The following is a 19667-nucleotide window of genomic DNA, read 5'->3' on the forward strand; positions in this document are numbered from 1 at the left end:
CTCATGATCGGCGCCTCGCCGCTGCTGTCCCCGCTGGAGCGGCGCATCCGCGCCCGCGCGAAGGACTTCGACCTGGGACCGCTGCTGCGGCTCTTGGAGACGCAGGGCTATGGCCGGGACCGGGTGCTCTTTGAAAGCAACCCGGAGCCGGTGGCGTCCGCGTCGCTGGTGGAGGCGGTGACGTTCCACCTTGCCCCGGTGCGCCGGGTGGTGGTGACGCTCAACCTGGGCCTCCTGGCCACGCCGGGCCTGTTGCCCAGCTACTTCCTCCAGGTGGCCGAACAGCTGCCGGAGCCGGAGCCGTTCCTCGACTTCATCCGCTTCTTCGACCACCGGCTGCTGCTGGCGCTGGTGGACGCGCTGCACCCCGAACGGGACGCGAGCCTGGTGGGGGACTGGGAGCGCACGAAGGGCTTCTACCTGCGCATGGTGGGCGTGGATTCGCAGGCCACGCTCCAGTGGCTGTTCCAGCAGGTGTTCCCGGAGCTGCGCGTGACGTGTGTCCGCCGCTCCTTCCGCACGCGCTTCTCCGGCATGCGGCCCGCCTTCGGGCCCACGCCGCTGGATGGCACGGGCATCCTGGGCCAGACGTACGCGACGGACATCGGGGGCTTCCAGGTGGAGGTGTTCGCGGACGAGGAGGCGGACATGCGCGGGCGGGACTGGCCCGCGCGGGTGCGCCACCGCTTCCACCGGCACATCCTGCCGCTGCTCGTGCCCGCGCGGATGCAGCTGGAGGTGGTGCTGACGGTGCTCGCGCACGGGCGGACCGTGCGCCTGGGGCCTCGGGGGCAGCTGGGCTACGAACGGCTGCCGGGCGCGGAGGGCAAGCCGCTGCGGCAGCTCATCTTCCTGGGCGACACGTCCGTGCCGGTGGCCGCGCCTCCGCGTGTCGAAGGCGACCGGCAGGGCATGGCCATGGGCACGCCGAAAGCAGCTGGACGTTAGGAGGGGAGGGGACCGTGGGCTTTCTGCACCGGAAGTTCCTGGGGGTGGTGGAGACGCCTCGTGAAGCCGTGCTCCGCAACCTGGGCCACCTGCTCCAGGCCAAGCGCGGCGCGGCGTCCGTGCTGCCCGGCTTCGGGCTGACGGAGACGGGGTTCCGCTCGGACGCGGAGCGCCTCGCGGGCCTGGGCCTGGAGATCCGCGAGACGCTGTCGCGCTACGAGCAGCGCGTGGAGGTGGTGTCCATCGACGAGGCGCCCGCCACGGCAGGCGGCGCGCCCGGCCTGGTGGTGCGCCTGCTCCTGCGTGACTCCCACGAGCCCATGGACCTGCTCCTGGACCCGGGCTCGCGCCGCCTGCGCGAACGGCCTCCGGAAGAGGCAGCTGGGGAGGACGACCCATGAAGTTCACCGAACAGCTGAAGCTGACGCTGGACCTCAAGGCCGGCGACGAGTCCTTCACGCTGCCCGCGGGCAGCATCAAGCGCTTGTCGGTGAAGGCGCGCTCCTACGGCTTCGAGGCCCAGGTGGAGTGGTGGGTGATGTGCAAGGAGAGCGGGGACGAGGACACGCTCTTCACCCCCTTCACCGACACCAAGCCCCTGACGGCGACGCTGACCGTGGATCGCCGCTACGGCGCGCAGGCGGAGGGGCGCGAGGGCGCGGAGGCCCTGCCGCTGAAGTTCATCGGGCGGGTGGAGGAGCGCCACGTCCGCGAGCGCTCGCTGGCGAACGTGAAGGACGCGCCGGTGATGCAGCGGCGCTACCGCATCCGCCTGGTGGACCCCGCGGCGATGCTGTGGCGCCGCCACTTCCCCAGCGGCGTGTGGGTGGACGAGACGCTGCAAGCGGTCATCCAGGCGAACACTCCCGGAGGCCTGGACGTGGCCTACGAGTGGGAGGCGGCGGGGACGAAGCACGGCCTCCACGCGCTGGGGCTGGGCGCGGACGACGACTCCGGCGCCAGCTTCCTGGACTTCCTGCACTGGGTGCAGGCGCGCATGCACGCGGGCATGTTCCTGAACTACGCGGAAGGGAAGTACACGCTCGCGGCCGCGAAGCCCGAAGGCGGCGAGGCGCTGGTGCTCACCCGCGACGAGGTGGCGGAGGTGGACCTGCGCTACCCGGAGCCGCGGCGGGACGCGCTGTCGGTGCTCAACAGCTACGTGGACGCCGGCACGAAGCGCAAGGCGGTGGAGAACGCGGACGCCATCGCGGGTGTCCTCACCGAATGCCTGGTCACCTCCACGCTGGAGGGCACGCTCACGGACCGGGTGACGCTGGAGACGAACCGCCAGCAGATGGAGGGCCCGGAGGTGCGGCTGTCCTTCGCGGGCTATCCCCGCGCGTCGCTGGTGCTCAACGGGCTCTACACGCTGGGGGACTTCAGCACGCAGGCCGCGACGCACGGCAAGCAGTACCGGCTGCACACGCTGGAGCTGGAAGCACGCGCCGTGGAGGCCGACGCCGCGCACGACCCGGACAGCGACGCCAACGACTACGAGCTGAAGTTGAAGGCCACGCTGGAGGAGGCGGCGGACCCCACCTTCCGGCGCCCTCGCTTCCGGCCGCCGCGCTGGCCCTTCCTCGCGGAGGGGCGGGTGGTGAGCGAAGAGGGCGGGGATCCGGACCGCACGTATCAGATCCGCCAGGACGACGAGACGTCGGTGGAGTCGTACCGGGTGAAGTTGCCCTTGTGGGACAAGGAGGTGCTCGTCCCCTATGAGCCGCACCAGCAGCCCGGGCACTTCTACTTCCCCATGGACAAGGGGACGCGGGTGCTGGTGTCGCTGGGCTACCAGCACGCGCGCATGGACCGCTTCCTGGAGTGGCGCCCCGGCGCGCGGCTCCCCAAGGAGTCGCAGGGCAACCACCTGCTCCTGGGCAAGACGGACAAGAGCGAGACGTCCATCCAGCACCTGTACCAGGACTCGAAGCCCATGCTGCGCATCCAGCGCACCCTGGAGAAGGACACCCAGCTCATCGAGGTGACCGAGGGCCGGATGTTCCTGCGCGTGCAGGAGGGGGATTAGGCCATGCGGATGGATGAAGCGCTCTACGCGTCGTTCCTGGAGGAGCTCCAGGCGCTGGAGAAGTTCCGCCTGGGCTACACGGCCCTGCACCCATCCGCGCCGCTGGACGGCGAGGACGCGGACGTGCGGCGGCTCACGGAGGCCATGGCCCTGTTCACCGCGCGCACGCGCCGGGCGGGGCAGCGCGCGTTGGAGCGGAGCACGCTGCGGTTGTTCCAGCAGCACTTCGCCTACCTGCTCAATCCCATTCCCGCCATGGCCATGTTCCGCGCGGAGCCGGACGCGCGCTTCGTGGACGCCGCGGAGCTGCCCCGGGGCACGCCCTTCCTCCTCAACCCGGGCCTGGGCGGCGGTCCCACCGGGCCGCTCTCCCTGCGCACGTTGGCCCCGCTGCGGCTGTTGCCCGTGCGGCTCACCCAGGCGCGGCTGGAGCGCCAGGGCGAGGACGGCGCGCTCCTGCGGCTCGTCTTCGAGGGCGGCTTCCCCCGCAACGACTCACCGGGCGAGGTGCGGCTGCACATCAACCACCTCAACGACTTCCGTGCGTCCCTGGCGGTGTTCTTCCAGCTGAAGGGCGCCGTGCGCTCCGCCACCGTGAGCTTCGATGACGAGGCGATGGAGCACGAGGTGAAGCCCTTCGACGCGCACTCGGGCCCGGTGCGCTTCGGCGCGCCCCGGCCGGTGGCGGCGGATGGCGAGGCGTCCGAACACCCGCTGCAGCGGCTGCGGCAGTTGCTGCACTTCCCGCAGCAGGAGCTGTTCCTGGAGGCCCGCATCCCGCCGGCCCCCCGCAACTGGCAGGGCTTCACCCTGACGCTGCGCCTGACGGGCCGCTGGCCGTCGGAGCTGGTGGTGGGGCCGGACTCGTTCGTGGCGCACGCGGTGCCGGTGGTGAACCTGCAGCGCGCCATGGCGGCACCCGTGGAGCACGACGGCACGAAGGAGCGGCACGCGGTGCAGCACCCGGATTCGTCCATGGGCTTCCGGCTGAACACGGCCACGGGCGTGTACCAGCTGACTCCGAAGGGCATGGTGCCCCTGCGCCCTGGCGCCATCTCCGGAGGCGCGGACACGTACGAGCTGGAGCACGAAGGTCAGGGCCTGGCGCGCACGTCGTGGCTGGCGCTGGACATGCCGGAGGCGTTCCTCAAGCCGGTGCGGCTGGGCGTGGACGGCCTGTGGCACCAGCCGCTGCCGCCGCGCTTCGATGCTCGGGGCTACCGGCCGGTGCTGGCGGACCGCTTCCTGGAAGGCGTGCCGTGGAGCCTGGTGGGCGCGGTGGCGCCCGGCGGGGACAACCCGGTGGAGCACGGGCAGCAGGCCCTGTTGCAGCTGCTGGCGCTGCGCACGCAGCGGTTCCTGGGGCGCGAGGACCTGCTGTTCCTCCTGGAGGTGCTGGGCGTGCGGACGCAGCGGCACTTCAGGGACCTGCTGCCGTCCCTCACGGAGGTGTCCGTGAAGTCCAAGCCCTTCGCCCGGAGCGCCGCGGGCTTCAAGTACGTGTACCAGCTGGGCTTCGGGCCCATGGACGCGTCGCTGCTGCCGCTGGTGGACCTGTTGTGCGGCCGGCTGGTGGAGCTGTTCGCCGTCTGGAGCGCGGAGGACGTGGTGGAGCTGGAGGTGCGCCTGCCCCAGCGGGAGGCGCCCCTGCGCTACGTGCCCCTGCCGTGAGTCACTTCACCTGCGTCTTCGTCTGGCCGGGCACGTTGATCTTGATCATGCCGCCGTAAGCGCAGGTGCACATGGACTTGTCGGTGAGCGCGGGCTTGCCCTTGATGAGTACCGTGGGCGAGCCCGGCGTCCAGGGCGCGGGGAGCATGGGCATGCACGGCATGGGCGTGAGGGCGCCCATCGCGGCGGCGGTGGCGGCGGCCACGGTGGGGTTGGCCATGGACTGGCACATGCCGAAGGGCGGCACGTTCATGCCCGGGATGTTGTCCATGATGGTTGCCGCCGGCGCGGTGGCGTTCACCTGGTTGACGGGCGGCACCGACAGCGTGGAGGGCGCCAGACCGAAGCTGCACTGGAGCATGGCGCCGGACACGACCTGGATTCCCATCAGCGTGACTCCACCCGGGCGCGCAGTGACGTGAGCGCCTGGAACAAGGGGTCCCCCGCCTTCAGCTTCAGGGAGCCCGTGAGGTACTGCGAACGGCACCACTCCTCGTCCACCGGTCCGTCCTGCTTGCCGTCCAGGCGCCGCGCGTGAAGCGCGAAGCGCTCGATGCGGTCCGGCAGCGCGTCCGCGCCCAGGGCCTGTTCGATGCGGCGGCGCACGTCCGCTTCGCTGACCTCCACGCCGGGGGGCAGGTCGCCGGTGAAGACGAGCAGCACGCTGCGATACGCGCCCGCCATGCCGCTCACCGGCACGGCCAGCCCCACCGCGTCCAGCCGGGGGCCAGGGGGCTCGCGCAGCGCGTCCGCGGCCTCCGTGAAGAGGAACACCCGGCCCTCGCGCCGGGGCTCGCGCACGCCGAAGTGGTGGTACTGGCCGCGCACCCGCGTCAGGACGACGTGCGCGGGCGGCCGTCCGGCGTCCGGCAGCGGAGTGAAGAGCCCTGTGTCTCCCGGGGCGTCCTGCCCGCTGTCGGTGAAGTCGCGCAGCGCCCAGGCGCGCCCGGGCGCGGGGGAGATGTCCGTGTGCACGTCCGCCGCCACGCGCCGGTGCGAGCACAGCACCGCGCCCCCCCACGCCGGGTCCACGCACACGTTGCCGCCGGGCACGCTGGCCAGCCCACAGGCCTTGAGCGCGTCGCGCCACGCGTGGAAGTCGAAGGGCGCCTGCGGATCCCTGAACCACAGGCCCACGTTCTTGAGCGGCAGGCGCGCGCGCGCCACCAGGTCGCGCACGGCGGGCGTGAGGCCCAGGGCGCGCACGGGGTGTTCAGTCAGCAGCGCGGGAGAGACGTCCAGGTCCGCGGGATCCACGTGCAGGTACGTCGCGCCGCGCAGGAGCGTGGTGAAGTACAGCGCAGGCAGGTGCTGGAGCGGGTGGAAGCCCGGCGCCGCCAGGTGGTCCCCCGGGTTCAGGCCGAAGGTCAGCAGCCCGTCCACCAGCGCGCTCCGCCACGCGTCCCCGGCGGTGAGCGGCACGGGCACGTCGCTGGGGTTGGCCAGGGGAGAGAAGAGCAGGCCCACTGGCTCCGTCGGCTTGTACGTGTACGACGCGAGCGCGGGCGGCACCTGCGTCTGCATCGGCAGGAGCCGCGCGGCGTGCTTGCCCAGGAGCGGCGCCTGGTGAGGCTCGGCGGCGATGTGCTGGGGCGCGAGCGCGTCCAGCCGGCGCGCCACGAAGGCGCGGGCCCCGGGAGGCAGGAGGCTCACGCACGCGCCCAGGCCCAGCGCGGCGCACAGCGACACCATCAGCTCCGGTCCCGGCGGCAGCATCAGGCACAGCTTCGCGCCCGGCTTCACGCCCAACCCCGCCCAGGCGGTGGCCCGCCGCGTGGCCTGCTCCTGGAGCTGGCGGTAGCTCAGCGTGCGCCAGCCCTGCGTCCGCGAGTACGAGCGCAGCGCGATGCGGTCCGTGGTGGCGTGACGGGCCACCAGGTCGTGGAAGAAGTCGTGGTGCTGGCCGGTGCGGCTCTTGAAGGGCGTGCTCCGGCCGGCGTGGATGGGGGCCATCGCGGAGGCGAAGCCGTCCGGATCCTCCCAGCTTCGCGCGAGCCACGCGGGCACGCTGTCCGGAGGCGGCTGGGTGCCGTCGAACGCGGCGAGCACGATGCGTGGCTCGAAGGTCATGGCGAGGACTGGGGCGCGGGTTCAGGGGGGAGCAGCTCGCGGGTGGGCACCGGCTCCACGCTCGTGTCCGGGACGTACTCCGGCTGCTTCTGGAACTCCTCCAGGCGCAGCTGGGGCACGGGCTCCGGGAGCACCTCCATCCGGGGAGGAGGCTCCTGGCGGAACGACACGCCCAGGAGCACCCGGGCGATGGGCGTGCCCGGGGTGCGTCCCAGGCCGGGCCCGGCGAGCGCGTGCAGCTCCAGGCCCTCCGACAGCGGGATGCGCCCGCCGCCGAGCACCTCCACCGCGGGCTGGTTCATGTCCGACGCGAAGGCGGCCTTCACCGCCAGCTCGCCGCGCAGCCCCTGGCCGGCCGTCGTCAACCCGGCGCCCAGGCGGACCTCCAGCATCTGCCCGGAGGCGCCCGGCGCGGAGAGCGGAATGCGCGAGCGCAGCAGCACGCCGGCCTCCAGCGCGGGCTTGAGGAACCCCACCTGCGTGCCCATGGCGGCCAGGGCGCGCACGCGGATGCCCGCGTCCCGGCCCAGCACCGCCGCGCTGCCGATGGGCAGCCCCACGCCCAGGTCCATGGAGAGGTCCACGGGGTGTTCGTCCCGGCGCGACAAGAGCCCCAGGCGCGCCTGTATCTCCGGGGTGCCCAGGCCCTGCGAGGCCAGCGGCGTCAGGCCCAGGGGCGCTGGATCATCCCCCTGCTGCCACAACACCACGGGCACCTGCGCGCCCACCTCCAGCCACGGCAGCACCCCGTAGCTGCCCGCCAGGACGGAGGACGCGCGGTTGCGCACGGCCTCCAGGCGGCGCTCGCCGTTGAGGAGCACGAGCGGCAGCCGCTGGTACTGGCCCACCAGCCCCAGGCTCATGCCGCCGGGCACCAGCAGTTCGCCGTTGCGCATCACCGCGGTTCCCCGGCCGGGATTGATCTCCAGGTGCTCCAATTCGAAGCCGGGCAGGGCGGACTGGGCCCAGGCGGGCAGGGCGCCCAGCAGGAGCCCCGCGACGAGGGCTCTGTGTACCGACAAGGACATGGGTGGGGCGCTCCGGCCTGCTTCCGTGAAACCCGGTGGCGGGTTCCTTCACGCCGTCATCATACAGAGACATAGCGATGAAAACAGTCTCGCCCCTCGCCTGGATGTTTCAGGGAGTGGGTCCGGGGCACCCTGCCCCCCAGGGTCGTTGACCCGCCGGGTCCTGGAGCCGCTGCGGCGATGTCTGGATGATGGGGCTTCCCATGCTTCGACGGCGGCTCCCGCTTCGCGGCTCGGGCCGGTCAGCGACCTGCTGGAACGGACATGGGGCCTTCGTTCCCAATCCCTGAAGGAAAGCCAGACAATGAGTCTTCTGGATGGACAACCGGGCGGCCTGGATCCGCTGCATGCGGATGTTATCACCGTGAGCACGCTGCTGGGTTTTCTCGCCACGCGAGTGGAGCTCCTGCAACCCGTCACCCTCCACTTCGAGTACGAGCCAGGCCCTACGCGAAGGACGCACGAAGCGGTGGTCCGCCGCCTGGATCAAGCCCTTTATTCAGCGGGCTTCGATTCGGGCGGCATCGGTGGCATCAAGGCTCAGGCGACCGAGCCCTACAACCCCCAGGATCCCAGGACCACGAGTGGCATTGCCATCACAGGGCGTCCCGGAGGGGCGGCGTCGGACGACAAGCACCGGCCCATGAGGGGCCTCAGCTCCATGGCGTTCGCGCAAGATCTTCTCCTGGGCTCGCGCCAGCAAGGCGCGGTGACCACCCAGGAGCGTGGCGCGTACTACGGCGTGGTGGATGACCCCGTCACGGAACAGGTGCGCATGGTTTCCACCGTCCGGAGACTCATCGACTACAACGGTCACGAGGGCAGACGGTGGAGTGCGCAGACGCAGTATCAGGGGGTGATCCGTGCCGGCCCGAATCCAGTCCTGGATCCGTCCTGGGGCTCCTTCGAGCGCGCAAACCTCATCCGTGGCTGGTCGGGCGATCGCATGGTGGTGGGGTATTGCCATGGGATGAACTGGGCAATCCAGCACTGCAAGCTGATTGGACCGTGGACCACTCCGTACGAGGTCGCGGTGGGGAACGCCACCACGAAGCTGGCCTCATGCTTCGGCTGCACGACGTTCATGTACGCGACAGGATATCCGCCCAGCGCAATCCATCTTGGCCGGGCGGAGTCGTGGGTCCCCCTTCCCACCACGCTGAAGGACAATCCAGACTTCAACTTCAGCGAAGACACGCGCATGATCCAGGGGTTGAATGATCTGTGGGCGAGAGATGTGGCGTCATATCTGGAGTTGGGGGCCGATATCGTGGCCGGCGCCGGTGTGTTCGAACAGGGCGTGAGGGACGTCGCGCGTCAGTTGTTGATGCAGGTCAAGTCGCGCATCAGCACCCATGGCAAGAGGGACGCCGCGAACCTGTTCCTTGATGCCCTGACTGTGCATGACTCGGAGACGAACCGGCTCGTGCGAGCACTCAAGAAGCCTCTGGTCTAGCAGGCGTGCGCGCAGCGGCAGGAGTTGGAGCTGCCGCCGCGCCTCCGGCGTGGTGCTGGGTGGGGGTGTATGGAGTCAGCCCAGGGGCAGCTCCACGACGAAGGTCGCGCCGTGGCCGGGCTGGCTCTCCACGCGCAGGGTGCCGTGGTGGGCTTCGACAATCTGTCTGGTGATGAAGAGGCCCAATCCCAGACCGCCGTAATGCCGTGTCGACACGGCGCGGGTGAATTTCTCGAAGATGGCCTGGAGGCTCCCCGGCGAGATGCCGATGCCTTCGTCCCTCACGCTCAGCCTCGCCCGGCCGTGGACCTGCTCCACGCGAATCGTCACCGGGTGGCCCGAGCCGTACTTCAGCGCGTTGGACAGCAGGCTGCTCGCCACCTGTTCCAGCCGGTGGCGGTCCCAGCGGCCCACGACACCGGGTGTCTCGTGGACGATGAGCTCGCAGCCCGCCTTCCCCGCCTGGGCCTGGAAGCGCTCCACCGCGTCGCGCACCACGTCCGCCAGGTCCACGTCCTCCAGTTGCAGCGGTGCGGAGGGGCCCGTGAGCTGCGTCACCTCCAGCAGGTCGTTGATGAGCGTGGTCATCTTCCTTATCTGCCCGGAGACGGTCTCCGCCGTCTTCACCACGCGCTCCCGCAGCGACTCCAGCGTCTGTTCCGCCTGCGCGTCCCTGACCAGGGATTGGAGCTTGAGCTGCAACGGCGTCAGCGGCGTCTTCAATTCATGCGACGCTACCGTCAGGAATTCGTCCCGGAGCGACACGGCGTGCTGGAGCTGGGCCTGTGTCTTTCTCAGCTCGGTGACGTCCTGGAGCGCCAGGAGGACCGCCTCCGGATGGCCGTGCTGGGCGGGCAGGGTGCCCGCCTCCACCAGCAAGGCGTAATGCCCCGTGGGCGTGTGCCAGACGACCGGCTCCGCGTGCACGGGATTGCCCCTCGCCGCGCGGATGCCGGGGATCTCCTCCATGGTCAGCTCGCGGCCCGCTTCGTCCGTGAAGCGGTGCGCGCCGCCCCTGTAGCTCTCCTCCCGCAGGCCCCCGGGGAAATCACCGCCGGCCATCTGCCGGGCCGCCTGGTTCGCGAAGATGATGCGGCCGGTCACGGGCTCCACCAGGATGATGGCCACGGGCGTCCGGTCCAGCATCGCCTCCAGCCACTGCTGCTGGTTCCTCAGGGACGCGGCGGACTCCTCCAGCTTCTTCCGGGCCTCCACCCGAACCGTCACGTCGACGGCGAACGACAGCACGGAGTCCACCTGGCCCCGCACGTCGCGCAGCGGCTGGTACGCCACGTCGAACTGCCGCGTCGACCGGGCCCCGTCGCCCTGGAAGTCGGCGGTGACCGGGACCTCTTTTTCGATGAACGCCTCGCCCTGGCGATAGGCCTTCTCCAAGAGCCGCGAGTACTCGACCCCCCGTTCGCTTTCGACGTCCTTGATGGAGGTGCCCAACAGGTCCGCGCCTCCCGACAGCACCTTGTAGAGGGGGTTCACCAGCGTGAAGACCTGCCGCTCGCCGGAGAGGATGGCGATGGACGCCGGGGCGCTGGTCAGCACGGAGCGCAGCCGCGCGCGCTCGTTCTCCACCTGGGCCTCCGCGTGCTTGCGCTCGGTGATGTCCTCCGCCGTGGACACCCACTCCCGGATGACACCCTGCTCTCCGAACACGGGCACCGCCCGGCCCACGACGTCCCGGTAGCCCCCCGCGTGGAAGCGCAGGCGGAACTCACCCCGGTAGGACGCCTTCGTGCGCAGGGACTCCACCCAGCTGCGCACCACGCGCTTGCGGTCGTCCGGATGGATGGCCGAAAGCCAGCCCAGTCCCAGGTGCTCCGCGTGCGTCTGGCCCGTGAAGGCCAGCCAGCGCGGCGCGGGCTCCACCACCTCGCCCCGGGCGTTGGTGGACCACACCGGCTGCGACATGGCCTCCACCAGTGAGCGGTAGCGCTGCTCGCTGGCCTGGAGCGCGTCGTGGGCCCTGCGCTGTTCGGTGACCTCCGACACGATGACGCCGATGCCCAGCAACACGCCGGCGTTGGTGCGCACCGGGTAGTAGCTGACGAGGAAGTGGCGCTCCATGCCCACCTCCTTCGAGGTGGCGCCCACCACCTCTATCGTCTGCGCGCTCCCTCCCTCCAGGATGCGCTGATACTGGGGACGGAGGGTGGGCCACATCTCCGGGACGATGTCCTGCACCTTGCGCCCCAGGTGCGCGGCGCGCGGGAGGCCATTCATGGCGGCGAGCGCGTCGTTGACCTGGACGAAGCGCTGCTCCATGTCCACCACCGCGAGGCCCACCGGCGTGCTCGCCACCAGCGTCTCGAGGAGCAGCCGGGAATGCGCGTCGGAGAGGGTATCGATGGTCTCCGGGTCGAAGCTTGCGCTGGGGCTCTCCACGCGCGCCTCCTTTGACCCCGGCCCTTCCCGGCGAGCTTGGAGGCAGGGCCTCGTAACGCCGCTTCCCACCATGGGAGTGGCCTGATCTGGAGGGTGTGCATCCCCGACCCCGGTGGGCAATCCACACCGGTCCGGAGGCGCGGCTGCCGCCTGGTCGGCACCCAATGACAGACAGGCAGTGGGCCGGGCCCTCCCATGGGCTCATGCACGCGGAGGGCCGGGCGCATCCTCGTCAACTGGCTTGGATTGCCAGGGCCAGCGCCTGTCGATCTCCACCTCCAGGGTGAAGCTGAGGAAGGTCCGGATGAGGACGATGAGGCCCAGGATGAGCACCTGCCGCAGCGAGGGCGCCCCCGCGACCGTGCGGATGATGTCCGCCGCCACGAGCAGCTCCAGTCCCAGCAGGATGGCGCGGCCCAGGTAGTGGCGAAGCTGCCGGTACGCCTCCCCCCGCCGCGGTCCCCGCACGTCCTGGAGGACGAGCGCCACGGACACCACCGTTCCCACCACCATCACGCCCACGCCCGAGGCGTCGAACAATTGGGCGGCCAGGGCCACCAGATCCTCGAATCGCATCCACCGCTCCCCCTCCGGCAAAGGTGGTTTGCGACGCAGCGGACAGCCACCGCGATCCACCCTCCCCTCGGGATGGGAGACCCGTCGGAATAGACACACAAAATATCAAAGCAATACATGCGTGCAGTGTTGACGGCGGCTGGGCTCCTGATTCATTGTCGCCGCCCTTCGCGTGTCACAGCGGGAGTCGGGCGGTTTCCGAGGGGTGCCGGGGGGTGCCGTGACGCTGCAGCTTGAAGCCAGACATGACATTGCCCTGGAGGGTCGTTTCGCGTGATTCGCGAGATCCTCAGCGGACTGCTATGGCAGGGCCGGGTGGCCTTGCGCAGCGGCGACGTGCGCGTCTTCGCCGCGCATGGCTACGTGGATGAAGGCTACCGCCCTTCGCGCGTGCCATTCCTCTCCGTCGTCGGCCCGCTGGGCTTGTTCCCCGAACCCGAGCGAGAGAACGGCCGCACGGGCGTCGCCACCTTCCGTGTGCCGGGCCACCTTGTCGGCAGGCCTCGCGCTTCCGCGGACAGCGTGCCGCCCAATGGCTCGCTCCAGCTGCGCCTGGATGGCCGCGCCACCGTCACCCTCACGGGGTTGCCGGGCGGCTCGTTTTCTTCCACCGCGACGGGCCCCGCGCTCGCTGACGCCATCAACGCGCGGCTGGCGGATGCGCTCACCGGTGGACTCTTCCAGGAGCCCACGGGCGCGCCGCTCACGGACCCGTTGCTGCTGGAGGCGCTCGCTGGCGTCATCGCGCGCTGGGACGTGGAGGGGAGCCGGCTCGCGATCAGCTCCGACGCGGGCATCCCCTCCATGGAGTTCCGCTCCAGCGTGGAGGTGCTGCCCGTCGCTGGTGGCATCGAGGGCCCTCTGGGCCTGGAGCCTCCGGAGCGCTCTCTAGAGGGCAGGGTGTTCCTCAGCAAGATCCGCGCGCCCAAGGCCATGGCTATCGACGTGCAGGTGGACCTGTGGGCGGGCTCGCAGGTGGACCTGGCGTCCATCATGGACACGGTGGCGCTCTCCATCCCCACGCGCGGACAGCTGGTGCTGCGCCCGTCGCTGCTGGCCGAGGATGTGCCCGAAGGCGCCACGACGGTCCGCCTGCTGACGCGCGGCGAGCCCACCACGGCCCTGTCCCTGGTGCACCTGGAGGCCAGCGATCAGAACCTGGAGCGCGCGCGCGGCGGACGCGTGGACCTGACGCCCGGCGCGTCCTTCCTTCCTGCCGCCGAGGGCCTGCGCCTGTCCGGCACCGGCACCGCCTCCGTCCTCGTCTACCCGATGCCCGCCGTGCCCGACCCCTTCCACGCCGACAATCCGGCCCCGGACGGGCTGGCGCTGTCGGTGGGGCTGCGCGTCGCCGCTGGCGCCGTGGCCGCGCAGTCGTTGCCGGTGGCCGTGCTGATGGCGCAGGGGCAGCCCGTGCTGCGGCTCATCGTCCGCTACGAGCAGGTGGACACCCGGCCCATGGGCGAGGTGGTGGCCACCGCGACGCTGGCGCAGGCCACCGGGACGCAGGTCGCGGAGACGCGCTGGCGGCTTCCGGTGGAGCGGCTGGAGGCCGGCGTGGTGCTGCACGCGCGGCTGGAGGCGGGGGAGGGCGTGGTGTGGCTGTCGGCGGACGGGGTGCCGCAGCCGCTCCAGGACGCGGAGGCCACCCCCGCGCCGCCCGTCGCCGCGCCGGGCGTCACCGTCGCCGCGAGCGACATGGTGCTCACGCTGGGCGCGCAAGCGGGCACGCCGCTGGATTTCACCGTGGACCACGTGCACCTGGTGGCGGAGCCCGTGGGGCCGTTGGATCCGGCGCTGCGCCGCTCCGTCACGGCGGCCTCGCGCCTCAAGCCCGGCGACGTGGTGGTGCTGGGCTCGAGCGACGACGGCTACCGCGTGGGCAAGCAGCGCTTCCAGGCGCTGGTGCTGGGGCTGGATGGCGACCGCGTGACGCTCAGTCGCCCCGTGGAGGGCGCCTGGGCCCGGGGCCGCACGCTCGTGTTCCAGGAGGAGTGCTTCTTCTTCCAGACGCAGCTGCGCCGCCGCGACGACCTCTTGAACCACCTGTACCGCTGCTGCGTGGATTACCGGGTCTCCGCGCTGATGGACGAGCCGAACGCGCGCAGCACCGCCCGCCTCGTCGAGACGCCGCGGGTGGATCTCATCGCGCGCGGTGCTGCGCGAGGCGCCAGCGGCCATCCGGGAACATCTGTCACCGAAGTCGATACCGCCAGGCGCGGGACCATCTGAAACCAGGAGGATGAACGTGGCTGAGCGACTGCATCCGGGCGTCTATGTCGAGGAGATCAGTGCCGGTGCGCGCCCCATTGAAGGGGTGGGCACGTCCACGGCGGCGTTCGTCGGACGCACGGCGCGAGGCATCCCGGCCCTGGCCTCGTTCGTCACCGGCTTCGCCGAGTACGAGCGGGCCTTTGGCGGACACGAGCCCGGGGAGGCGGGGCTCGTCGCGCAGGCGGTGGAGGCCTTCTTCGATTCGGGCGGGCGGCGCGCCTACGTCGTGCGCGTGCTGCCCTCCGACGCGGTGGGCGGCGTGTCCACGCCCCTGGTCGCGAGAGCGGGCGGCAGCCTCAACGCCCTCACGTTCCTGGCGCGGGGCGCGGGCGAGTGGTCCGACTACCTCCGCGTCAACGTGAGCGACTCCCTCAACTTCCCCAGCGAGGCGTTCCGCGTGGAGGTGATGTGGACGGAGGCCGGGGCCACGCGCCGCCTGGAGACGTTCGAGGACGTGCGCATGGACCCGTCCAGCGAGGACTATGTCGGCGACCGCATCAACGACATCTCCCGCTACCTCCGCGTGCGCGACGAGTTCCAGGTGGCGCTCGCCGCGAGGGCACCCGGCGCGGTGCTCGTCCCGGGCGTGCCTCCCCGGCTCAAGGCCGCCGTGCTGGCCAGCACGAAGTACAGCCTCTATGACGGCGGCAAGCTCCAGGTCTCCGCCTGGGACGAGGCCCAGCCGGACCTGCCCCGCACGACGCTGGACGTCTCCATCACCCAGGCCCTGGTGGTGGCCGCCGTGCCGGCCGCCGCGTTCGTCAACGGCCGAGTGCAGCTGACCGCCACGGAGCTCAAGGCCTTCCTCACCCAGGCCGTCACCGCGGCGGGTCTCACCAACACCTTCGTCATCGGCGGCACGGACTCGCCGGAGATTTCGCTGAAGGTGGCCACCGGGCCCACGCTCACCATCCCCAAGCCCACGGGCGCGACGTACGACCTGGACCCGGAGGACGCGAAGGTCACCGTGGGCTCGCCGAGCGGCACCACGGTGGTGCCCATCCCCATCCTGGCGGTGGACAAGGGCGCGGTGACGCCCGCGGAGTTGAACCACTCGCTGAGCGTGGCGCTGGCCGGCAAGGTCGCGTCGGTGGTGACGGACGCGCAGGGCAACACCGTCATCACGGGCCTGGCCACGGCGGCGGGCACCTCCACGCTGTCGCTCTCCGCCACCGGCTTCACCGGCACCGCCGCCGCCGGCACGGCGGGCACGAGCGCGGAGTCCTTCGACGGGCTCCAGCTCTCCATCAGCGAAACGCTCCAGCCCACGGTGCCCACCATGCTCCGGCAGCTGGGCTTCGCGCCGCGCGCGCGTGGCTACTCGGATGACTCGCCCGCGAACCCGGTGGTGCGGCCGTCTTCTGTGACGAACCTGCGGCTCCTGGGCGGCGACGACGGCGCGGGCCTCCTGGACACGTCCGACTTCGCGGGCGACGCGAAGCTGCGCACGGGCCTGCACGCGCTGGACACGGAGGAGGTCAACATCGTGGCGCTGCCCGGCAAGAACGAGGTGTCGTTCATCGCCGCGGGCGTCGCGTACTGCGACAACCGGGGCGACTGCTTCTTCCTCGCGGACGGCCCCGGCGGCGTGGACAAGGACTTCGCGGTGGTGCCGGACGACGCGAAGCAGTTCGTGGAGGGGTTGCCCTCACGCTCGAAGAACTCGGCCATGTTCTACCCGTGGATCCGCGTGGCGGACTCCGTGGGCGTGGGCCGCAACCCCACGCGGCTGGTGCCGCCGTCCGGCCACGTGGCGGGCCTCTTCGCGCGCACGGATACCACGCGCGGCGTGTGGAAGGCGCCCGCCGGCATCGAGGCGTCCCTCGCCAATGCGCTGGGCCTCCAGTACCCCGTCATCGACGCGGAGCAGGACCAACTCAACCCGGCGAGCCTCAACTGCCTGCGCCAGTTCCCCGGCGTGGGGCTGGTGTCGTGGGGCTCGCGGACGCTGTCGCCGGACCCGGAGTGGCGCTACATCCCGGTGCGCCGCACCGCGCTCTTCCTCAAGGAGTCGCTGAGGCGCGGCCTGATGTGGGCGGTGTTCGAGCCCAACGACGAAGAGCTCTGGGGCCGCATCCGCGTCGCCATCGAGTCCTTCATGCTGGGGCTGTTCCGGCAGGGCGCGTTCCAGGGCAGCACGCCGGAAGAGGCCTTCAGCGTCGTCTGCGACCGGAGCACCAACCCGCAGGAGAACGTGGACGCGGGCATCGTCACCGCGCAGGTGGCCTTCGCGCCGCTGAAGCCCGCGGAGTTCGTGGTCATCGAAATCAGCCAGAAGAGCCTGCTGGCGGCCTGATGCCCACGCCCGTCCCCGCCAACGCCCGCAACCCGCTGCGGACCTTCCAATTCCGGCTCCGGATGAGCACGTCCGCGGCCGGCGACTACGTGGCGGGAGTGCGCACCGTGTCCGGCCTGTCCGTCAGCGTGGGCGCCTATGAGACGTGGGAGGGCGGCAACAACCTGCACCGCTACGCCCAGCCCCACAAGGTGAACTGGGAGCCGCTCGTGCTGGAGCAGGGGCTGGCGCTGGACGACACGCTGGAGCGCTGGGCGCGCGCGGTGCTGGAGTTCGCGCGCACCGGCAAGGCGCCCGGCGAGCCGGTGAAGCGCGACCTCTTCATCGACGTGTGGGACGCCTGGGCGCACCCCACGGCGGTGCCCCCGCCCGGAGGCATGGAGGCGCGCATCCGCAGCTTCCACGTGCACAACGCGTGGGTGAGCAAGCTCCACGCCCTGCCCAAGCTGGACGCCATGGCGGGCGAGGTGGCGCTCCTGACGCTGGAGCTCACCCACGAGGGCTGGGAGCCGGTGCCCCGGCCCGTGCTGTCCATGCCCGCGACGAGCCTCCCGACGCCCTGACGTCCCCATTCGAGGAGTGAAGCCATGCCCCGATTCGTCGAATCCACGAAGCGCGACCCGTACCGCAACTTCAACTTCCGCGTGCTCTTCAACAACATCGAGGTGGCCGCGTGCCGGAAGATTTCCGGCATCACCGGCACCGTGGAGGTGGTGAAGTTCCGCTCCGGCAACAGCCCGTCCTCCGTGGACGAGCTGTCCCCGGGCCGGGTGCACTACGAGCCCCTCACGCTGGAGGCGGGCCTCACCCAGGACACGACGTTCCGGGACTGGGCCACCCAGCTCATCCGGCACGAAGCCACGCCCGGATTCCGCTCGGCGGAGCCGGACTTCCGGCGCACCGTGGAGATTCTCGTCTTCGACCTGGACTTCAACCGCGCGGTGAAGAAGTTCGTGCTGCGCAACGCGTGGGTCTCGAAGTTCACCGCGATGTCGGAGCTGGCCGCGGAGGCGAACGAGATCCTCATCGAGTCCCTGGAGGTCCAGCACGAGGGCTTCACGCTGGAGCCGGTGGTCTGACGTGCTCCTGGAACCTCCCATCCCGGTGCTGCTGCCGCACGGCCTCTTCGACGAGGACGGCCGCTGCCACCGCCAGGGCGAGCTGCGCCCGCTCACCGGCCGCGAGGAGTGGGCGCTGGCCCAGGCAGGCGAGCGTCCCGGCCAGCGCGCGGTGAGCGGATGGCTGGCGGCGTGTCTGGGACGGTTGGGGGATTACTCGCGCGTGGACGAGGAGCTGGCGGCCTGCCTCACGCGTGGAGACCGGCACCACCTGGCGCTGCACCTGCGGGCCCGGATGTACGGGGACCGGGCGACGCTGGTGGCGCGCTGCCCCGCGCCTAAGTGCGAGGCGATGGCGGACGTGGACGTGCGGCTCTCCGCGCTCTCTCCGGAGCGGGTGGACGCGGCGCCGGAGGTGCTCATTGTGGCGCTGCCAGAGGGACGGGCGGAGGTGCGCGAGCCCACGGGCGAGGACGACGCGCTGCTCGCGGAAGTGCAGGGCACGCGGGAGGAGCGGTCCGCGCTCCTGTGGTCGCGGCTGGTGGTGGTGGATGGGCAGACGCTGACGCCTTCCGCGTGGCTGGCCCTGCCCGCGCGCTCACGGCACGCGGTGGCGCTGGCGTTGGCGGACGGCACGAGCGCGCCGGACCTGGGGCTCCTGGCGCGCTGTCCGAAGTGCGCCGCGTGGTTGGAGCTGGAGCTGGATCCGTTCGCGCTGCTGGCTCGCGAGCTGCGGGGCGGGGCGGCGCGATTGGAGACGGAGGTGCACGTGCTGGCCTTCCACTACCACTGGTCGGAGGCGGACATCCTGGCCCTGCCGCGGGCCCGGCGGTGGCGCTACCTGGAGCTGCTTCGCAACGAGCTGGAAGGCCGTCCGCTGGTGGATGGCTGGAGCTGACGAGAGGACGCGCACGCCATGGCCCCACCCCCGGTGCAAGGACAGGTCGGACTCACCCGCCGCGAGCTGGAGCGTGAGCTCGCGTGGATGCTGCGCAGCGTGCCGGACAACCCCAAGGAGTTCGTGAAGCTGTTCACCCAGACGGTGGTGGCGCTGATGGACAAGAACAACGAAGCCATTGCCCGGAGCCTCGCCCAGCGCGAGCCGCCCGGCGCTCGGGGCAACGGATGACGCGCAACCTGGACCCGACGCTCATCGCGTTCGACCAGCAGCTCCAGAAGGGCATGCTGGTGACGCTGCCGCCGTCGTCCGCCGACCCGAAGGCGGAGTCAGGCGTGATCGCGCTGCGCTTCCAGTACAACCCGGAGACGGTGACGCGCACGCGCGCGGGCCAGTGGGAGACGAAGCCCGGCAAGACGCCCGAGCAGACCAAGATCCTCACCGACGGTCAGCGCGGCGGCGGCCTGCACGCCAAGAGCGAGACCATTGCCTTGAAGCTCGTCTTCGACGTGACGGAGGCGCTGCTGCGCGACACGAAGGGGGAGGGCATCCAGGGCGTGCTGCCGGAGCTGGCCATGCTGGAGGGCATGGCGCTGGGCAAGGACCAGACGGGGGACGAGGAGAAGAAGCCCGCGACGAAGCTCGTCTCGCTCAACCCCACGGAGCTGCTCTTGATGCTGGGGCCGCGCACCTTCCCGGTGGTCATCACCGGGATGACCATCGTGGAGCAGCGCTTCGACCCGGCGTTGTTCCCGCTGCGCGCGGAGGTGGACCTGCGCATGCGCATCCTGGAGGTGGGGGAGAACGCGGCGAACAGCAAGGTGGCCCAGGCGTTCGCGAACCTGCGCGACCAGCGCCTGCGGATGGAGGACCTGGCGGCGGTGAAGGGCGCGGACGCGAGCACCCTCATCGCGCAGGCCCTGGCGCCGCAGGTGAAGCTCAACGGGGCGAGCTGAAGAGACGGCC

Annotated in this window: 17 protein-coding genes; 12 read left to right on the forward strand and 5 right to left on the reverse strand. The window is 71.1% G+C overall.

Features of this window, described 5'->3' with window-relative positions; translation table 11 throughout:
* Nucleotides 1-3: 3 nt before the first annotated feature.
* The 4 genes from D7V77_RS01500 to D7V77_RS01515 are packed head-to-tail and all read left to right on the forward strand — an operon-like array spanning nucleotide 4 to nucleotide 4648.
* Nucleotides 4-948, forward strand: coding sequence for a hypothetical protein (locus tag D7V77_RS01500; protein ID WP_120574484.1), 945 nt, complete (start codon nucleotides 4-6; stop codon nucleotides 946-948).
* A 14-nt stretch (nucleotides 949-962) separates the two neighbouring features.
* Nucleotides 963-1349 (forward strand): GPW/gp25 family protein, encoded by a 387-nt coding sequence (locus tag D7V77_RS01505; RefSeq protein WP_120574485.1) that lies wholly within the window; start codon nucleotides 963-965, stop codon nucleotides 1347-1349.
* Nucleotides 1346-2977, forward strand: coding sequence for a hypothetical protein (locus D7V77_RS01510; RefSeq protein WP_120574486.1), 1632 nt, complete (start codon nucleotides 1346-1348; stop codon nucleotides 2975-2977). The genes D7V77_RS01505 and D7V77_RS01510 overlap by 4 nt, the downstream gene beginning before the upstream one ends.
* A 3-nt stretch (nucleotides 2978-2980) precedes the next feature.
* Nucleotides 2981-4648, forward strand: a complete 1668-nt coding sequence (locus D7V77_RS01515; protein WP_120574487.1) for a type VI secretion system baseplate subunit TssF — start codon at nucleotides 2981-2983, stop codon at nucleotides 4646-4648.
* Between the two features lies 1 nt (nucleotide 4649).
* On the opposite strand, the gene D7V77_RS01520 is transcribed toward D7V77_RS01515, so the two are convergent.
* From D7V77_RS01520 to D7V77_RS01530, 3 genes are read right to left on the reverse strand one after another with little or no spacing between them, the layout of a single operon-like run.
* On the reverse strand, nucleotides 4650-5036 hold the full coding sequence (locus D7V77_RS01520; RefSeq protein ID WP_120574488.1) for a DUF4280 domain-containing protein: 387 nt from the start codon (nucleotides 5034-5036) through the stop codon (nucleotides 4650-4652).
* Nucleotides 5036-6718 (reverse strand): AMP-binding protein, encoded by a 1683-nt coding sequence (locus D7V77_RS01525; protein WP_120574489.1) that lies wholly within the window; start codon nucleotides 6716-6718, stop codon nucleotides 5036-5038. Before D7V77_RS01525 ends, D7V77_RS01520 begins: the two co-directional genes overlap by 1 nt.
* Nucleotides 6715-7746, reverse strand: coding sequence for a hypothetical protein (locus D7V77_RS01530; protein WP_120574490.1), 1032 nt, complete (start codon nucleotides 7744-7746; stop codon nucleotides 6715-6717). Before D7V77_RS01530 ends, D7V77_RS01525 begins: the two co-directional genes overlap by 4 nt.
* Nucleotides 7747-8050: 304 nt before the next feature.
* Between D7V77_RS01530 and D7V77_RS01535 the strand changes: the two genes are divergently transcribed.
* Nucleotides 8051-9202, forward strand: a complete 1152-nt coding sequence (locus D7V77_RS01535) for a hypothetical protein (RefSeq protein WP_120574491.1) — start codon at nucleotides 8051-8053, stop codon at nucleotides 9200-9202.
* Nucleotides 9203-9277: 75 nt separating this feature from the next.
* Here D7V77_RS01535 and D7V77_RS01540 read toward each other — a convergent pair whose 3' ends face one another.
* The gene (locus tag D7V77_RS01540; protein WP_158624258.1) at nucleotides 9278-11599 is read right to left on the reverse strand and encodes a PAS domain S-box protein; all 2322 of its coding nucleotides are present in this window, start codon (nucleotides 11597-11599) and stop codon (nucleotides 9278-9280) included.
* Nucleotides 11600-11800: 201 nt separating this feature from the next.
* The gene (locus tag D7V77_RS01545; protein WP_120574493.1) at nucleotides 11801-12175 is read right to left on the reverse strand and encodes a DUF1622 domain-containing protein; all 375 of its coding nucleotides are present in this window, start codon (nucleotides 12173-12175) and stop codon (nucleotides 11801-11803) included.
* 273 nt (nucleotides 12176-12448) lie between these two features.
* Between D7V77_RS01545 and D7V77_RS01550 the strand changes: the two genes are divergently transcribed.
* From D7V77_RS01550 to D7V77_RS01580, 7 genes are read left to right on the forward strand one after another with little or no spacing between them, the layout of a single operon-like run.
* Nucleotides 12449-14407 carry a hypothetical protein gene (locus tag D7V77_RS01550; RefSeq protein WP_120574494.1) on the forward strand — a complete coding sequence of 653 codons (1959 nt, stop codon included), beginning with the start codon at nucleotides 12449-12451 and terminating at the stop codon, nucleotides 14405-14407.
* A 16-nt stretch (nucleotides 14408-14423) separates the two neighbouring features.
* Nucleotides 14424-16745 (forward strand): phage tail sheath subtilisin-like domain-containing protein, encoded by a 2322-nt coding sequence (locus D7V77_RS01555; protein ID WP_158624259.1) that lies wholly within the window; start codon nucleotides 14424-14426, stop codon nucleotides 16743-16745.
* A complete protein-coding gene (locus D7V77_RS01560) occupies nucleotides 16745-17308 on the forward strand; it encodes a phage tail protein (protein WP_120574496.1) in 564 nt (187 codons plus the stop codon). The genes D7V77_RS01555 and D7V77_RS01560 overlap by 1 nt, the downstream gene beginning before the upstream one ends.
* A 24-nt stretch (nucleotides 17309-17332) precedes the next feature.
* Nucleotides 17333-17824, forward strand: coding sequence for a phage tail protein (locus tag D7V77_RS01565; RefSeq protein ID WP_120574497.1), 492 nt, complete (start codon nucleotides 17333-17335; stop codon nucleotides 17822-17824).
* 1 nt (nucleotide 17825) lies between these two features.
* Nucleotides 17826-18701 (forward strand): hypothetical protein, encoded by an 876-nt coding sequence (locus D7V77_RS01570; RefSeq protein WP_120574498.1) that lies wholly within the window; start codon nucleotides 17826-17828, stop codon nucleotides 18699-18701.
* An 18-nt stretch (nucleotides 18702-18719) separates the two neighbouring features.
* Entirely contained in the window at nucleotides 18720-18932 is a 213-nt protein-coding gene (locus tag D7V77_RS01575; RefSeq protein WP_120574499.1) for a hypothetical protein, read from the forward strand.
* Complete coding sequence (locus tag D7V77_RS01580; protein ID WP_120574500.1) at nucleotides 18929-19657, forward strand: hypothetical protein; 729 nt, start codon at nucleotides 18929-18931, stop codon at nucleotides 19655-19657. The genes D7V77_RS01575 and D7V77_RS01580 overlap by 4 nt, the downstream gene beginning before the upstream one ends.
* Nucleotides 19658-19667: the final 10 nt, after the last annotated feature.

The sequence above is a fragment of the Corallococcus sp. CA041A genome (genome assembly GCF_003612075.1).
GTDB lineage: Bacteria > Myxococcota > Myxococcia > Myxococcales > Myxococcaceae > Corallococcus > Corallococcus exiguus.

Excerpts from the sequence above, each read along its gene's own strand:
- D7V77_RS01520 (WP_120574488.1), bottom strand. The coding sequence starts at position 5,036 with ATGGGAATCCAGGTCGTGTCCGGCGCCATGCTCCAGTGCAGCTTCGGT.
- D7V77_RS01565 (WP_120574497.1), top strand. The coding sequence starts at position 17,333 with ATGCCCCGATTCGTCGAATCCACGAAGCGCGACCCGTACCGCAACTTC.
- D7V77_RS01545 (WP_120574493.1), bottom strand. The coding sequence starts at position 12,175 with ATGCGATTCGAGGATCTGGTGGCCCTGGCCGCCCAATTGTTCGACGCC.
- D7V77_RS01580 (WP_120574500.1), top strand. The coding sequence starts at position 18,929 with ATGACGCGCAACCTGGACCCGACGCTCATCGCGTTCGACCAGCAGCTC.
- D7V77_RS01575 (WP_120574499.1), top strand. The coding sequence starts at position 18,720 with ATGGCCCCACCCCCGGTGCAAGGACAGGTCGGACTCACCCGCCGCGAG.
- D7V77_RS01535 (WP_120574491.1), top strand. The coding sequence starts at position 8,051 with ATGAGTCTTCTGGATGGACAACCGGGCGGCCTGGATCCGCTGCATGCG.
- D7V77_RS01530 (WP_120574490.1), bottom strand. The coding sequence starts at position 7,746 with ATGTCCTTGTCGGTACACAGAGCCCTCGTCGCGGGGCTCCTGCTGGGC.
- D7V77_RS01510 (WP_120574486.1), top strand. The coding sequence starts at position 1,346 with ATGAAGTTCACCGAACAGCTGAAGCTGACGCTGGACCTCAAGGCCGGC.
- D7V77_RS01515 (WP_120574487.1), top strand. The coding sequence starts at position 2,981 with ATGCGGATGGATGAAGCGCTCTACGCGTCGTTCCTGGAGGAGCTCCAG.
- D7V77_RS01500 (WP_120574484.1), top strand. The coding sequence starts at position 4 with ATGATCGGCGCCTCGCCGCTGCTGTCCCCGCTGGAGCGGCGCATCCGC.
- D7V77_RS01560 (WP_120574496.1), top strand. The coding sequence starts at position 16,745 with ATGCCCACGCCCGTCCCCGCCAACGCCCGCAACCCGCTGCGGACCTTC.
- D7V77_RS01525 (WP_120574489.1), bottom strand. The coding sequence starts at position 6,718 with ATGACCTTCGAGCCACGCATCGTGCTCGCCGCGTTCGACGGCACCCAG.